Annotated in this window: 13 protein-coding genes; 8 read left to right on the top strand and 5 right to left on the bottom strand. The window is 36.8% G+C overall.

From position 1 onward, the window contains the following. Complete coding sequence (qoxD, locus tag BAOM_RS02845) at nucleotides 1-282, top strand: cytochrome aa3 quinol oxidase subunit IV (RefSeq protein WP_127758961.1); 282 nt, start codon at nucleotides 1-3, stop codon at nucleotides 280-282. Between the two features lie 213 nt (nucleotides 283-495). Then, a complete protein-coding gene (locus BAOM_RS02850) occupies nucleotides 496-636 on the top strand; it encodes an ATP-binding protein (RefSeq protein WP_127758962.1) in 141 nt (46 codons plus the stop codon). A 265-nt stretch (nucleotides 637-901) separates the two neighbouring features. Here BAOM_RS02850 and BAOM_RS02855 read toward each other — a convergent pair whose 3' ends face one another. Continuing rightward, the gene (locus tag BAOM_RS02855) at nucleotides 902-1,036 is read right to left on the bottom strand and encodes a BA3454 family stress response protein (protein WP_127758963.1); all 135 of its coding nucleotides are present in this window, start codon (nucleotides 1,034-1,036) and stop codon (nucleotides 902-904) included. 225 nt (nucleotides 1,037-1,261) lie between these two features. After that, a complete protein-coding gene (locus tag BAOM_RS02860; protein WP_257467579.1) occupies nucleotides 1,262-2,152 on the bottom strand; it encodes a DMT family transporter in 891 nt (296 codons plus the stop codon). A 319-nt stretch (nucleotides 2,153-2,471) separates the two neighbouring features. On the opposite strand from BAOM_RS02860, the gene queF reads away from it, so the two are divergent. Both queF and BAOM_RS02870 read left to right on the top strand, forming a co-directional pair. Further along, nucleotides 2,472-2,969, top strand: coding sequence for a preQ(1) synthase (gene queF, locus BAOM_RS02865; RefSeq protein ID WP_127758965.1), 498 nt, complete (start codon nucleotides 2,472-2,474; stop codon nucleotides 2,967-2,969). A gap of 328 nt (nucleotides 2,970-3,297) precedes the next feature. Beyond that, a complete protein-coding gene (locus BAOM_RS02870) occupies nucleotides 3,298-4,644 on the top strand; it encodes an aspartate kinase (RefSeq protein WP_127758966.1) in 1,347 nt (448 codons plus the stop codon). A gap of 122 nt (nucleotides 4,645-4,766) precedes the next feature. On the opposite strand, the gene BAOM_RS02875 is transcribed toward BAOM_RS02870, so the two are convergent. The 3 genes from BAOM_RS02875 to BAOM_RS02885 all read right to left on the bottom strand — a co-directional run bounded on the left by BAOM_RS02875 (nucleotide 4,767) and on the right by BAOM_RS02885 (nucleotide 8,147). Next, nucleotides 4,767-6,509: a SulP family inorganic anion transporter gene (locus BAOM_RS02875; RefSeq protein WP_127758967.1), complete on the bottom strand. Its 1,743-nt coding sequence runs from the start codon at nucleotides 6,507-6,509 to the stop codon at nucleotides 4,767-4,769. A 30-nt stretch (nucleotides 6,510-6,539) separates the two neighbouring features. Next, entirely contained in the window at nucleotides 6,540-6,884 is a 345-nt protein-coding gene (locus tag BAOM_RS02880; RefSeq protein WP_127758968.1) for an ArsR/SmtB family transcription factor, read from the bottom strand. A gap of 192 nt (nucleotides 6,885-7,076) precedes the next feature. After that, nucleotides 7,077-8,147 (bottom strand): acyltransferase family protein, encoded by a 1,071-nt coding sequence (locus BAOM_RS02885; protein ID WP_127758969.1) that lies wholly within the window; start codon nucleotides 8,145-8,147, stop codon nucleotides 7,077-7,079. Nucleotides 8,148-8,870: 723 nt separating this feature from the next. On the opposite strand from BAOM_RS02885, the gene BAOM_RS02890 reads away from it, so the two are divergent. The 4 genes from BAOM_RS02890 to BAOM_RS02905 all read left to right on the top strand — a co-directional run bounded on the left by BAOM_RS02890 (nucleotide 8,871) and on the right by BAOM_RS02905 (nucleotide 14,875). Further along, complete coding sequence (locus BAOM_RS02890; RefSeq protein ID WP_127758970.1) at nucleotides 8,871-10,610, top strand: ABC transporter ATP-binding protein; 1,740 nt, start codon at nucleotides 8,871-8,873, stop codon at nucleotides 10,608-10,610. After that, nucleotides 10,594-12,369 (top strand): ABC transporter ATP-binding protein, encoded by a 1,776-nt coding sequence (locus BAOM_RS02895; protein WP_373995315.1) that lies wholly within the window; start codon nucleotides 10,594-10,596, stop codon nucleotides 12,367-12,369. Before BAOM_RS02890 ends, BAOM_RS02895 begins: the two co-directional genes overlap by 17 nt. 235 nt (nucleotides 12,370-12,604) lie before the next feature. Then, on the top strand, nucleotides 12,605-14,656 hold the full coding sequence (locus BAOM_RS02900) for a carbon starvation CstA family protein (protein ID WP_127758972.1): 2,052 nt from the start codon (nucleotides 12,605-12,607) through the stop codon (nucleotides 14,654-14,656). A gap of 15 nt (nucleotides 14,657-14,671) precedes the next feature. Then, nucleotides 14,672-14,875 (top strand): YbdD/YjiX family protein, encoded by a 204-nt coding sequence (locus BAOM_RS02905; RefSeq protein ID WP_119115711.1) that lies wholly within the window; start codon nucleotides 14,672-14,674, stop codon nucleotides 14,873-14,875. The last annotated feature ends 285 nt before the right edge of the window (nucleotides 14,876-15,160 follow it).

Here is a 15,160-nt window from a genome sequence, read left to right on the forward strand (position 1 = left end):
ATGGCACAGTTATTTCCTAAGCACCATGTAATGGGATTTATTTTCTCGTTGGTCCTTACAGTAGTTGCTCTTTCTGTTGTTGTTTATGAGCTTTCTTATACAACAGCAATGGCTATTCTGCTAATAACTGCTTTCATGCAAGCTGGCGTTCAATTAGTAATGTTTATGCATGCTGGAGAATCTGAAGATAAGGCTACAATTTACACTAACGTTATCTATATGGTATTCTTTGCTATAGTAACGATATTAGGTACACTATTACTGTTCATTTGGGATATGTAATAATATATAAAAGAAGAGTATCAAATTTGATACTCTTCTTTTTATTTCTGGCTCATAATCTTATTCTGAGTCTTTTTCTTATGTTTTAGAGGGCTGCAATGAGTAACAATTTGCTCAAGGGCCCTCAGCCTCTTTCATGCGGTAGCAAGCCGTGTTGACGAATCATACGGTCAATAGCTTGAAGTCGCTGCATAAAATCGGCTGAATTTTTGGATGGCCGGATTAGGATTGGAAATCGTTAAGGAATTAGTTGATGCCCAGGAAGGTGGCAAAATTAAGGTGCAAAGTCAGATTGAACAAGGAACTCAATTCTTAATTGCGTTACAGAAGTTGAAAAATGAAAACGTGTTATAGGTCAGTCCTTTGATATAGCCCGTAACATTCCCTAAACAGCTCAATTGTCCAGTGTAATCTTGTACATTCTCTTTTGAATTTAAGACTTTAAAAAGGCGAAACTAATTTTCAGCAGGGGTTTGTGTCGTACCAATCAACACCATTTGATTCCAATAAAACAGACGTATTTTTAGGTTGTTTAAAGTTGTGAAATTAGTGCAATGTTAGTGTTATAGAGAAGATATATATCTATAAAAAAGAAGCAGGATTTGGAGCTTCCTGCTTCTTAGTTTTTCCATTGTTTTTTTACTTGAGAAAGAGCTAATTGATGGATTTCTTCCGGAGCTGTATCTCTTGTTGCTAATACATTTGTTTGGTAAGTTCTTCCTTGGAAATCAACTGTAACTGTAACTTTAATCATTGTCATCTTCCTTTCTAGAATTAGTTTGGATGTAAGAGAGGTATACTCCTTTTTTCTCGCAATTTTCGAGTGGTTTTAATATTGGGGGTATTAATTATTTTTTAATTATCTGATATTTTAGATAATTTGTCAATAAAATATTTTGTAAAAAATGTAAAAAACGTGGATTTTAAGAGGGAAATCCGAAAGCATCTGCTGCTTATTTGCTTTCGGATTATGTATTTCTTAAATTTTTGTTAAAATAATTCCAATGATTGCAATGAGAATACCACTCATTTGATAGACTTTTAATTTTTCTTGAAACAAATAACAGCCAGCAAAAACAACAAATAAACAATTTAGACTAACAATTGGAAAGATAATACTTGCAATCCCTGTACTTAATGCATAGAAGTAACACCCATATCCGACAATGCTTAATAAACCAACAGCTGTTCCGATTCGAAGTTCAGATGCTTGTACTTTCTCACGTTTGAAAATAAGCGTAATCAATAAATAAATGCTGCCGCCTCCATACATGGCGATGAGTACGTCCAGTGGTTGAAACTGTAAGTGTGTAGACGTTTGCATTAGAATGCCTAGTGTTCCAAATGAAAAAATAGCAAAGCACACGTGCATAATCCAAACGAAATAGTGATGCTGTCCTTTTGCGTTAGGCGTATATTGAATTACGACTACTGCTATCATCATGAAAAATATACCAATCCATTGAGTAGATGAAATATGCTCATGGAAGATAAGAGCAGAACAGATGATTGGAAATATAGCATTTGCTGCTACTAATGGTGCTGTTAAACTGGCTGGTCCTTTTTCGAAAGCCCGTGATAATTGAATATTTCCGTTCGTATTTAGAATGCCAATTAAAGCACCAATTAAAAGAGTTAGTATATGGAAATTTGAACTGCCGGTAGCCATACTATAACTAAATGTGCATATAAAGGCAACTAAGTAGAAGAAAAATTGGATATGGATTTTGGAAAGGCCTTTTCCATTGCTCCACTTAAAAATACTGTTGTTAATTCCAAAACATAAACTCGTGACGAGTGCGGCAAAAATCCACATAATGAGATCGCTTCTTTCATATAAGGATGAAGATGTTTTTAATTTTACGCTCAAAAAAACGCTACAGCAATAAAAATTTGTAAGGGTTGAAAAGTTATATTGACATATTTATTTAATTTCCCTATTCTTAATAGGGATTACATTTCCATAGACACATTCCGTTATAACGGAAGAGGTTCATAGTAACAACCCTCTATAAAAAACTATGGTTTGAATGAGGACACTAATCAACCATATCTTAGAGGGGATATGGTTTTTTGTTTATGGCTGTGTTAAACGATAGGGTTAATTGATAATACCGTTTAACACAGACCCGTTTATAGCCTTTATGGGCATCGTTGTAAGAGCATAAATACTGAGGAGGATTTGTTGAATGGCTGGAAGATCAGAAAGTGAGCTGCAGGATATTACGTTACTTGGGAATCAAGGAACAAAGTATTTATTTGAATATACTCCAGATGTGCTGGAGACATTTGATAATAAGCATATAAGTCGAGATTATTTCGTTAAATTTAATTGTCCAGAATTTACGAGCCTATGTCCAATGACGGGACAACCAGACTTTGCAACCATTTATATTAGCTATATTCCTGATGTGAAAATGGTGGAAAGTAAATCGTTAAAGCTGTATTTATTCAGTTTTCGTAATCATGGAGATTTCCATGAAGACTGCATGAATATTATTATGAATGATTTAATTGAATTAATGGATCCGCGTTATATTGAAGTATGGGGGAAATTCACGCCCCGTGGCGGGATTTCGATTGATCCATATACGAACTATGGAAAACCTGGTACAAAATATGAAAAAATGGCGGAGCATCGCTTGATGAACCACGATTTATATCCAGAGAAAGTGGATAATCGCTAAAGAGTTAATAGAATGAAAAAGACAATTGCTTAGGCAGTTGTCTTTTTCAGTTTAGCTTCAGATGTATGAGCTGAAAATTGAAATGGATTTCTAGGATGACACATTTCATATCATGGTCTGTGTCCAAATACTTTAGGAAATTTTTAGGGTGATTTATATTTGAAATGTAAAGTAAGAACGTATATATTTTTAGTTTTTTCGCCAAGAGTCCACTCTGAAAATACAAATGTTCGCTATAAATAGAATTTGTGCTTGATTGTTTGAGGAAAACAAGTGATAATAATAGAAGAATTTTTACTGAATATTTCTAACAATAGGGGATGTCGTGATGAAAGTTATTAAATTTGGTGGCAGTTCATTAGCTTCTGGTGAGCAATTAAAAAAAGTGTTTAATATAGTAATCTCTGATTCTGAACGGAAAATTGTTGTTGTTTCAGCTCCTGGTAAAAGAAATTCTGATGATATAAAAGTAACCGATTTATTAATCGCTACTGCAGAGCGTCAATTACGCAATGAAAAAAGTGAAGAATTGATTGAAGAAATCATCGCACGTTATGCAAGTATTGCTGAGGAATTAAGTATTCCTGCAGATATTATCGCGACAATTCGTGAGGATCTTTTAGCTTTAGTATACGCGGATCAAAGCGATGAGAAGCGTTATATTGATGCGCTGAAAGCAAGCGGTGAAGATAATAATGCGAAGCTTGTAGCCGCGTTTTTCCAAAGCCAAGGTGTAGAAGCGGAATATGTATGTCCAAAGCAGGCTGGGTTAATTGTAACGGATGAAGAGGGATATACAAGTGTATTACCTGAATCTTATGAAAGATTGAGTGCTTTGCGTGATAGAAAAGGAATTGTTGTGTTCCCTGGATTTTTTGGATACACAGAGGATGGAGATGTATTAACGTTCTCACGCAGTGGTTCAGATATTACCGGTTCAATCTTAGCTGCAGCTGTTAAAGCAGATTTCTATGAGAATTTTACAGATGTTGATGCGGTTTATTCCGTGAATCCAAATGTAGTGTCTAATCCTAAGGAAATCCGCGAGATTACATATCGCGAAATGCGTGAGTTGTCTTATGCAGGTTTTACTGTTTTACATGATGAAGCATTAATTCCAGCATTTCGTGCAGGTATTCCGGTAAACATTCGCAATACGAATAATCCTACAGCACCAGGAACACTTATTGTGAATAAACGAAACAATACAAATGGGCCTGTTATTGGAATTGCGAGTGACAAAGGATTTTGCAGCATTTATATCAGCAAATATTTAATGAACCGTGAAGTTGGTTTTGGTCGTAAAATGCTGTCTATTTTAGAAGAGTACGGTGTAGCGTATGAACATACTCCATCTGGGATTGATGATGTAACATTAATCTTGCGCCAAGACCAAATGAACGCAGAAACGGAAGAGAAAATTGTACAGCGCTTAACAGAAGAACTTCATGCAGACGAAGTGATTGTTGAACATAATCTTGCTCTTATTATGGTTGTTGGGGAAGGTATGCGTCATAATGTAGGGACAACAGCAAGAGCAGCTAAAGCACTTGCTGATGCAAGGGTTAATATTGAAATGATTAACCAAGGTTCATCAGAAGTAAGCATGATGTTTGCGGTTAAAGGGGAGTCAGAGGACAAAGCGGTTCACGCTCTTTATCATGAATTCTTCTAATTACTTTTGCTAATTTCATATGATATATAATCTAATAATTTCACTGAAAGCATTTGGTTAGATTCTTCTATTTTAGACTTCGTTAGATGTAGAAAGAGAAGGTGAGCGAATTCACCTTCTCTTTAGTTATATGTTTTATTGTTTAAACATGAAGGTTGAGAAAGCTGCTTGCATTCTCGGAATGCGAAATGATGGCAGCCTATGCATTGGTTCGTGTTTAATTGGGTTAGTGCATAGTTAATAGCTTCTCCGGTATGTTTGAAGAAATACTCTTCTCCAATTTCCTCTAGTAATTTATTTTTTTGTAACGTTTCTTTTAACGTTGATGTAGCCCCTGAAACTAGTACAGTTCCTCCAGAATTATGAATCTCTTTTACGATGTTTCGGAATGTAGCTTCTCCAGTTGTATCCATAAACGGTACTTTACTAAGCCGTAAAATTAACACTCGTGGTTTCCCTTGCAGTGTGTTCAGTATGTTTTTTTCAAACGTTTGCGCTGCTCCAAAAAAGAGAGGTCCCTCGATTGTATAAATACTCACTTGTGGACAATCATGCTGATCATTTACAACATGGGGCAACACTTTACTTTGCTTATTATGATGATCTGGCAGTACTTTTTCTGTTATGAGCTGCTTGCTCATTTGGTTGACAAATAATAGGATGGCTAAAATAAGGCCTACTTCAACAGCTATAGTTAAGCTTGTAAATACAGTTAAGAGAAAAGTTAAAAGCAGAACAAGAGAATCTCCGGTTTTCTGTTTAAGTAAGTGGGCGAAATGTTTTCGTTCACTCATATTCCAAGCGACAATCATTAAAACAGGAGCCATGCTTGCCAGAGGAATCGCCGAAGCATACGGAGCGAGCAATAACAAAGTCAATAAAACAAAGACGCCATGAATGATACCAGACATCGGAGAGACGGCACCGCTTTTAATATTCGTAGCTGTTCGGGCAATGGCCCCGGTAGCCGGAATACCCCCGAAAAAAGGCGTGACGATATTGGCAACTCCTTGCCCGATTAGTTCACGATTACTATTATGCTTACTGTTTGTCATGCCATCAGCGACAACCGCTGACAGTAGAGATTCAATAGCTCCTAAGGCAGCAATGACAAAAGCGGGAGCAAGCAATCGTTCAATTCTTTCCCAAGTTATATCGAGCATTTCAAATTGTGGAAGTGCATTAGGAATGCCTCCATAAACGGTTCCGATCGTTGGAACTTGTTCAGCAAAGAAGATAGACGCAACGATACTTGAAACAATTAATCCGGCTAAAGAGTTTGGTACTTTTGGTAGAAATTTGGCTGTGCCTAGAATCACAAATAGACAGATGAGTGCTGTTATAATGCTATAGACATTTATAGTATCTACATGAAGGATAATTTCTTTCATATTTGTTATAAACTGCTCATGCTTTTCAATGCCTGTTAGTCCTAAAAAGTTGGCGATTTGCCCAGTGAAAATAATCACTGCAATTCCTGCAGTAAAACCAATTGTAACGGGGAGCGGGATATATTTGATTAATGTACCGAGCTTAAACATACCCATGAGACATAGCATGATCCCCGCTAATAATCCAGCTAATAGCAAGTCTGCATAACCATAGGCAAGAACAATGCCTAATAAAATAGGGACAAAAGCTCCGGTTGGTCCGCCAATTTGGTATTTGGAACCACCGAGTAGAGAAATGAGAATCCCAGCAATAATGGTTGTATAAATTCCATACTCTGGATTCACTCCGGAAGCAATGGCAAAAGCCATAGCGAGTGGAATAGCAATAACGCCAACAGTTATACCTGAGAGGATATCTTTTTGAAAATCGACTGATGAATAGCCTTGAAATCTCCCTGTAAATTTAGTTCTCACAGTATGCCCCTTCTTTTCTGTTCAATAGTTTTATTGTTCACTCTTTTCTGTCTCATCCAGTTCTTCTTCCAATATGGAAATGGTATCAATTAAATGATTATTATAAATTTCTTTAGCGATAGCTAGTAAGTCAGCAATTTTTGGATCACGAAGCGAATAAATGACCTTTTTTCCATCCTTCGTACCTACAACAATATTTTTGGCTCGAAGAACACTTAACTGTTGTGAAACAGCTGAGCCTTCGCTTCCCAAACTACTTTGAATTTCATTAACACTTTTATCTCCTTCAGTTAATAATTCAAGGATTTGAATGCGTAACGGATGTGCTAACGCTTTAAAAAATTCTGTTTTAAATTGCTGCATATGATTCTCCATTTCTTTATGAATATAAAATCAACATATTCAAATATTTGAATATGTTGATTTTACTACATTTTGTAAATAACATCAATGGGTTGTAAATTTTTACATATCGACTTTGGTATAAAAAACCCCTATAAGTAAACGGTATATGGTGATCCATATTCCGTTTCACTTATAGGGGATTGTTTTGTATCTAAATTAAGCTTACGCACTTTTTTGTATAGGCAGTTCCTGCTCAAGTTTACGCTTATTAGATAGCCATTTGAATGGAAATGCACAATAATCGACTATTTTTCCTTCGATTAATGGTTTCATTAGCACAGTGACAGATTTAGAGCTTAGTATGAGCACAAGTAAAATCGCATACATCGGCAGCTGTAAATAATGCCAGATTGTTGTAAACTCTTCTGGATTGATGACATATACGTATAGTGTTCGAACGATTGCTCCGTGAAGGATATAAATATAGGCTGTTTTTCGTCCTAAGTTTGTAAAGAATGTCTTTTTGGTTGGTACAAAGGATAAAAACGCAAAGCCTACTAAAAGTGAAAATGAATAAAACATGGCCCGTTTTAAGCCGATATACCATTCTTCATGTCCATTTGCAATATAGGAACGGTTTGCTCCTAACCAAGATTGAACTTCGGCTGGTGGAAATTGAGATACAATAAACCAAACTACTACAATAAAAACAATACCTAGTAATTTAGAAGACTTCTTTTTCACGATTTCAAAATGTTCTTTCTTCAAATAAAACCCTAGCATAAAGAAAGGAAAGTAAGTAAAGGTTCTTTGAATATTAAAATAATGTCCAGCACCTTCGATATACCCGATTCCAATTCCAAAAATAAAAGCGAAAAGGAGTGGATGCTTTAAATTAGAGAAAATAAATAAAAGCATTTTCCACATAAATAAACTGAATATAAACCATAAAGTAAATTGTGGCTGGAAGAAGTCATAAGTGAATATACTTTTGTCATATAATAAGTAATAGTAATATGCAAAAATTACTTGAAATAGTAAATAAGGTACAAGGATTGTTTTCGCCGTTTTTTCAATGTAACCAGGCCGATTAAAGCCTTTGGATAAAAAGCCTGTAATAATGATGAGGGCAGGCATTCTAAGCAGAGAAAGAAAATTGTTTAATTCGAAGATAAACCAATGATGGTGTTTTACTTGCACGATAAAGTGACCAAATACAACTAGAAATACGAGAATAAATCTAGCGTTATCCAAAAAAGGGTCACGTTCCTTGACAATACTAATCGTTAACATCCCCTTAATTTTTATATATTTACACTCTTAGCTCGCAATGGTAATTTTAATCAACAAAAAAAAGACTTGGAAAAGTCTTAAGTCAACATACAGAGCCAGTATTGTTTCGAAGCTATTTAAATATAATTATAGCTTATCTCGAATATATTTCAATGGAACCACTAGTAAAAGTAGATAGGAATTTCCTCTCGTTTTGATAGGGGGGTACTAATTTGAATTTTTGAATATAGGAATTTTCTCCTAAACAATTGTTTAAATGGTGATAAAAAACGCCTCTAGCAAAAAAGCTGGAGGCGTTGTTATGTGAAAAAATAGTCCCCGACTACCCTAGGTTTGATTGTAGTAAATGAAGATAACTGAATAAAGAGGGGGCAATATTCTAGTGACTCATATTTACACAAAGCATCAATCATTTCTAATGGGTACAGAGAAAGTCGGGGTGACATTGTATGCTTGTACAATGTCTAAAAGGTGTACGATTTTAAAGATCGTACGTACTTATCAAAATTCATAAAATAATAATGAAAATCATTATCAATTAGAATTTTATCTCGTTTTTCTTTTTTTGTCAACAGGTGTGTTGGAAAATTTTTTTATAAAATAGAAGAGCAGCTAAATCGTGTTAAAATTTTAATGCAAATTGTATAATTGGAACAATTAACAAAAGGTTTTGAGACTTTTGGAAAATAAAATACATAATGGATGTTCAAAAAGGGTGAATCGATGATAAAACTATTTAAATATTTGAAACCATATCAACTATTCATCGGGCTTGCTCTGTTTTTTCTATTCGTTGAACTTGGAGTAGAGCTCGTACAGCCGTTGTTAATGGCGAAAATTATTGATGAAGGAATTATGCAGAAAGATTTATCGGTCGTTGTTTTTTGGGGCTCTATCATGATGGGGATGGCGCTGTTTTCCTTTTTCGGAGGAATTGTTAATTCTTTTGCTGCTTCACATGTTGCTCAAAGCTTTGGTTACGATGTTCGAAAACGTTTGTTTGAAAAAGTGCAAGCCTTTTCATTTTCTAATTTGAATAAATTTGCTGCCTCTTCGTTAATTACGAGATTAACGAATGATGTAACAATGATTCAAAGTACGGTATTTATGGGTCTTCGCATTATGCTGCGTGCCCCGCTAATGGTCATCGGCGGGGGTGTAATGGCGCTTTTCGTCCATGTTCAGTTAGCGCTTATTTTAGTCATTATGATTCCCGTTCTTGTGTTCTTTTTAGTATGGATGATGAAGCGAGCGATGCGTTTATTTAAAGGTGTACAGGAGAGATTAGATCAAGTAAATAGTGTAATACGTGAGAACTTGATGGGAATGAGAGTCATTAAAGTGTTTCTACGAAAAAATCATGAGGTGAAGCGTTTTGCTACAGCAAGTGATGAATTAAAAGAGAAAACAACTGTATCTCTACGATTCATTGAAACGACGATACCAGTATTAATGCTCGTCATGAATGGCGGAATTCTCTTTATTATTTGGCTGGGCAGTGAGTATATTTCGACTGGCGATATTCAAGTCGGAGAGGTAGTTGCTATTGTCAATTATGCAATGAGAATTACAGCTTCCCTCTCCATCTTATCTTGGTTAATGACAGTAGTTGCACGAGCGAAGGCATCGGCAGACCGTGTGAATGACATAGTAGATACAGAAATCGATCTTCTTGATACGAAGGAAACGGGTTATATAGAGGGGAAATATGAAGGAAAGATACAATTTGATTCGGTCTCTTTTCGTTACCCAGGAAGTGAAGCACTTGTATTAAAAAATCTTTCGTTTACCGCTGACGCGAGAGAAACGGTAGCGATTATGGGGGCGACAGGATCTGGGAAAACCTCATTGTTTCAATTGATTCCTCGGCTTTTTGATATTGAGTCTGGGTATATTTATTTGGATGATGAAGAGCTTACACATATACCGCTTCATACGCTTCGAAAGCAAATTGGCTATGTGCCGCAGGAGGCTGTCCTTTTTTCAGGATCTATCCGAGAGAATATTGCGTGGGGCAAGGAAGAAGCTTCTATTGAAGAAATTATGTTGGCAGCCAAACATGCACAAATTCATGAAACCATTATGCAATTACCTAAGCAATATGAAACAACTTTAGGCCAGAAAGGCATCAACCTTTCTGGTGGACAAAAACAGCGTCTTTCAATTGCTCGTGCCCTTGTTCGAAATCCTAAAATTCTTTTGTTAGATGATAGTACAAGTGCTCTGGATTTAAAAACAGAGGGAAAGTTGCTTCATGCATTAAAAGGGTATAGCTGTACGACGCTTATTATTACTCAAAAGATTAGCACAGCGATGGAAGCGGATAAAATCTTATTATTAGACGAAGGGGAGCTGATTGCTATAGGGACACATACGCAATTAGCCGAGACGAATGCTCTTTATCAAAAAATTATCCAATCGCAGTTTGGAAAGGAGGGATTGCGATTTGAGGCCAAAAGCTAAGGTGAAAAAGCCGGAAAACTGGTTTCCGACAGTAAAGCGTATTTGGGGTTATTTGCGTGAAAGGAAAAAAGGCATTGTATTTGTCTTACTTATGGTTATTGTGAGCTCTATGCTCGGTTTATTAGGACCTTATCTCGTAGGGGTTGCGATTGATGAATATATTGTAACGAGAGATGGGAGCGGGCTTTTGCTTTTATTGTGCAGCTTGCTTGGTGTTTATGTATTCTATTCTCTTTCAACCTGGCTGCAAAATTATTGGATGATTGGGATAGCTCAACATACAGTTTACCGGATGCGAAGTGATTTATTTTATCAATTTCAATTACTGCCGATTTCCTTTTTCGATAAACGAAAGCATGGCGAATTGATGAGTCGTGTTACGAATGATATGGAAAATGTTAGTTCTACGTTAAATAGCTCCGTTATTCAGATTTTTTCTAGTGTGTTGACGCTGGTTGGAACGATTGGAGTAATGCTATGGTTAAGTCCGTTATTAACATTGCTAACATTGACGATTGTGCCGCTTATGTTCTATGGCATGAAGTGGATTACCAATCGAACAGGGAAGCTATTTAAAGAGCAGCAGAGCAGCATTGGTGAATTAAATGGATTTATTGAGGAAACCATTTCTGGACAGCGGATTGTCAAAACGTTTTCCCAAGAAGAGAAGGTTATGGGAGAATTTTTAGAAAGAAGCGAAAGATACAAACGTTCTTCCTTTTGGGCACAATCTTACTCGGGGTTAATTCCTAAGTTGATGAACTTGCTAAATAACCTTAGCTTTACGATTATTGCAGCAATTGGTGGATATCTGGCGTTAAAGGGTGTTGTTTCAATTGGGGTTATTGTAATTTTCACGGAATACTCCAGACAGTTTACTCGTCCGTTGAACGAATTAGCCAATCAGTTTAATACATTGTTATCGGCGATTGCAGGTGCTGAGCGAGTATTTGAAGTGTTAGACGAACGAGAAGAGGCACAAGATGAGAAGGAAGCTAGTGTCCTCCGACATGTGACAGGGAAAGTAGAGTTTGAACAAGTCTCTTTTTCCTATGAAAAAGAAGGAAATAATACGATTAAAGATGTAAGTTTTCATGTTAATCCAGGGGAAACAATCGCACTTGTTGGACCGACAGGAGCGGGAAAAACGACGATTATTAATTTACTATCTCGTTTTTATGAGGTGCAAAGTGGACGTATTATGGTAGATGGACAGGATATTAGTAATATAACAAGAGCTAGCTTGCGCTCTCATATGGGCTTTGTTCTGCAAGATTCGTTTTTATTTCAAGGAACGATTCGTGAAAATATTCGATTCGGACGTCTAGAAGCAAGTGACACAGAGGTCGTTGAGGCTGCTAAACTAGCTAACGCACACTCTTTTATTATGAAATTGCCCAATCAATATGACACAGTGCTGAAACAGGATGATAGTGGAATTAGCCAAGGGCAGCGACAGTTGTTATCGATTGCACGAGCGATTCTAGCAAATCCAACGATTTTAATTTTAGATGAAGCAACAAGTAACATCGATACAATAACAGAAGTGAAGATTCAGGAAGCGTTGGAACACTTAATGGAAGGAAGAACGAGCTTTGTCATTGCTCATCGCTTAAATACTATTCAACAAGCTGATCAAATTCTGGTGTTAGAAAAAGGGCGTATTATTGAAAAAGGCTCGCATAGAGAATTGTTAGAAGTAAAAGGGTTTTATTATGAGTTGTATCATAGTCAATTAAAAGGAGATAAGATTGGTTAACTTTTGCATGCTATTCAGGGAAAAGGCTGAATAGCATGTTTTTTTATGAACAAATCCAATTTGTTGCATATAAAAGAAAGCGGTTACTTATAATTCAGAATAGAAAGATAATTATACGGTGGATTCTTGTATGTTACATAGCTAATCATCAAAGGAGGTGGGCGGATGGTTCACGCGACCTTTCTTTCTTAAGCATCTAATTTTTTCAAAAATGATGAAGAGGGGTTGAAGAAGAATGAAAGCGCTTAAATCGTTGATTATTTGGGGGATTGTATCGGCTATAGGGGCGTGGAGTTTTGCAGCAATCGCCTTAAACCGAGGAGAAAGTATTAATGCTATTTGGCTTATAATAGCAGCTCTTAGTGTATATGCAGTTGCCTATCGTTTTTATAGTAAGTTTATTGCTAGAAAAGTTTTTGAATTAGATGATAATAGGAAAACGCCTGCAGAAATCCATAATGATGGGAAAGATTATGTACCGACGAATAAATGGGTGTTATTCGGCCATCACTTTGCTGCGATTGCTGGTGCAGGTCCGCTTGTCGGCCCCGTTTTGGCAGCACAAATGGGGTATTTACCTGGAACGATTTGGCTTATTGTTGGGGTTGTTTTGGCGGGAGCTGTACAGGATTTTATTATTCTATTCGGATCGATGCGTCGTAATGGTAAGTCGCTTGGAGAGATGATTAAAGAGGAAATGGGGCCAATTACGGGTTTAATCGCAATGGTAGGCATTTTAGGCATTATGATTATTTTATTAGCGGTCCTTGCCCTCGTAGTGGTAAAAGCTTTAATTGGTAGTCCATGGGGGATGTTCACGATTGCGGCAACGATTCCGATTGCGGTTTTTATGGGAATCTATATGCGTTATATTCGGCCGGGACGAGTCGGAGAAGGTTCGATTATCGGTATTATTCTATTAATACTCGCTTTATACTTTGGTCAATACGTGTCAGAAAGTGAAACGCTAGCGCCATTATTCACATTTAGTGGTGAAACGATTGCAATCATGATGATTATATATGGATTTGTAGCATCTGTTCTCCCGGTTTGGCTGCTGCTTGCTCCGCGTGATTATTTAAGTACATTTTTAAAAATTGGGACGATTATCGGTTTAGCATTAGGGATTTTATTTGTATTACCGGTGCTTGAAATGCCAGCTGTAACTCAGTTTATCGATGGTACGGGTCCTGTATTCTCCGGTAACTTGTTCCCGTTCTTATTTATTACAATCGCTTGTGGAGCCGTATCGGGTTTTCACTCTCTTATTGCTTCTGGAACAACACCGAAAATGATTGAACGTGAATCGCATGCTCGTCCAATTGGTTATGGTGCGATGTTAACGGAGTCGTTTGTTGCAATTATGGCCATCATTGCAGCTTGTGTAATAACGCCAGGTATCTACTTTTCTCTGAATAGTCCAGCTGCCGTCATTGGAACGGATGCAGTGTCAGCGGCAACGACCATTTCTGAATGGGGGTTTGTCATTACCCCGGATGATATTACCACGCTTGCCGATGATGTAGGGGAAGAAACAATTCTATCGCGTACGGGCGGGGCACCGACGTTTGCGATTGGAATGGCTTATATTTTTTCAGAAATCATTGGCGGGAAGGCCTTGATGGCTTTTTGGTATCATTTTGCGATTCTCTTTGAAGCCTTGTTTATTTTGACCACGGTAGATGCGGGGACGAGAGTGGGCCGCTTTATGATTCAAGATATTATCGGAACGGTTTATAAGCCGTTTAAGAAAACAGAAAAGTGGCTTCCAAACGTAATAGCGACCTTCTTATGTGTATCTTTGTGGGGATATTTCCTCTATCAAGGCGTTATCGATCCTCTTGGAGGGATTAATACTCTTTGGCCGTTATTTGGGATTGCCAATCAAATGTTGGCTGCCATTGCTCTCTTACTGGGGACAACGGTATTGTTTAAAATGGGAAAGAAAGCGTACACATGGGTTACGCTTGTACCGACAACTTTCTTATTAGTGATTACGATGACAGCCGGTTGGCAAAAGTTATTCCATGAAAATCCTGCGATCGGTTTCTTAGCACATGCGAATAAATTTAAAGACGCTTATGATAATGGGGAAGTGCTTGCACCAGCAAAAGATTTGGCTCAAATGAAGCAAGTCATTATTAATGATTATGTCGATGCAGCATTATGTGCAATTTTTATGATTGTAGTAATTACAGTTTTAATTTCGGCGATTAGATTATGGATTAAAATATTAAAGAATCAAAAAATTGATTCACATGAAACGCCTTACGTCTCACGAACATGAGTGGGGGAATGAAGAATGGTAAAGAAAATAGTCAATATGTTACGTTATCGTAAGCAGTTTATTAGTTTGCTTGTCGGTGTTCCGAGTTATGAAACATATGTGGAACATATGAAAGAACATCATCCGCACGAACCGATTAAAAGTCGTAAAGTATTTTTCTGTGAAGTACAAGAAGAACGATATAACGCAAAGGGTGGCAAAGTATCTCGTTGCTGTTAATAAAAGTATGTGGAAGGGTCCTCCGTTGTGAGGATTCTTTTTTTGGCCTATTTTTGGCGTTGAGATAGGCCTGACATTCTTTGAAATATATTTTCGTGCATGATAATGCGAAATTTAGCAGCGGAGGAATCTAAGTGGTATGGCATTATAGATGGTTTAATATAATACATGTAATAAAAAATAACATTTACGAAAAAAATTAAATAAATGTATTGAATTTTTAGAAAATTAATCATATGATATATAATATAACACAAGATGTAAGGAGTATTAACATAAAGGGGA

The sequence above is a fragment of the Peribacillus asahii genome (genome assembly GCF_004006295.1).
Classification (GTDB): Bacteria; Bacillota; Bacilli; order Bacillales; family DSM-1321; genus Peribacillus; species Peribacillus asahii_A.

Bases quoted from the DNA above. Each gene is read 5' to 3' on its own strand.
- BAOM_RS02885 (WP_127758969.1), bottom strand. From the start codon at position 8,147: ATGTTAACGATTAGTATTGTCAAGGAACGTGACCCTTTTTTGGATAAC.
- BAOM_RS02880 (WP_127758968.1), bottom strand. From the start codon at position 6,884: ATGGAGAATCATATGCAGCAATTTAAAACAGAATTTTTTAAAGCGTTA.
- BAOM_RS02900 (WP_127758972.1), top strand. From the start codon at position 12,605: ATGAAAGCGCTTAAATCGTTGATTATTTGGGGGATTGTATCGGCTATA.
- BAOM_RS02850 (WP_127758962.1), top strand. From the start codon at position 496: ATGGCCGGATTAGGATTGGAAATCGTTAAGGAATTAGTTGATGCCCAG.
- BAOM_RS02870 (WP_127758966.1), top strand. From the start codon at position 3,298: ATGAAAGTTATTAAATTTGGTGGCAGTTCATTAGCTTCTGGTGAGCAA.
- BAOM_RS02905 (WP_119115711.1), top strand. From the start codon at position 14,672: ATGGTAAAGAAAATAGTCAATATGTTACGTTATCGTAAGCAGTTTATT.
- qoxD (WP_127758961.1), top strand. From the start codon at position 1: ATGGCACAGTTATTTCCTAAGCACCATGTAATGGGATTTATTTTCTCG.
- queF (WP_127758965.1), top strand. From the start codon at position 2,472: ATGGCTGGAAGATCAGAAAGTGAGCTGCAGGATATTACGTTACTTGGG.
- BAOM_RS02890 (WP_127758970.1), top strand. From the start codon at position 8,871: ATGATAAAACTATTTAAATATTTGAAACCATATCAACTATTCATCGGG.
- BAOM_RS02855 (WP_127758963.1), bottom strand. From the start codon at position 1,036: ATGATTAAAGTTACAGTTACAGTTGATTTCCAAGGAAGAACTTACCAA.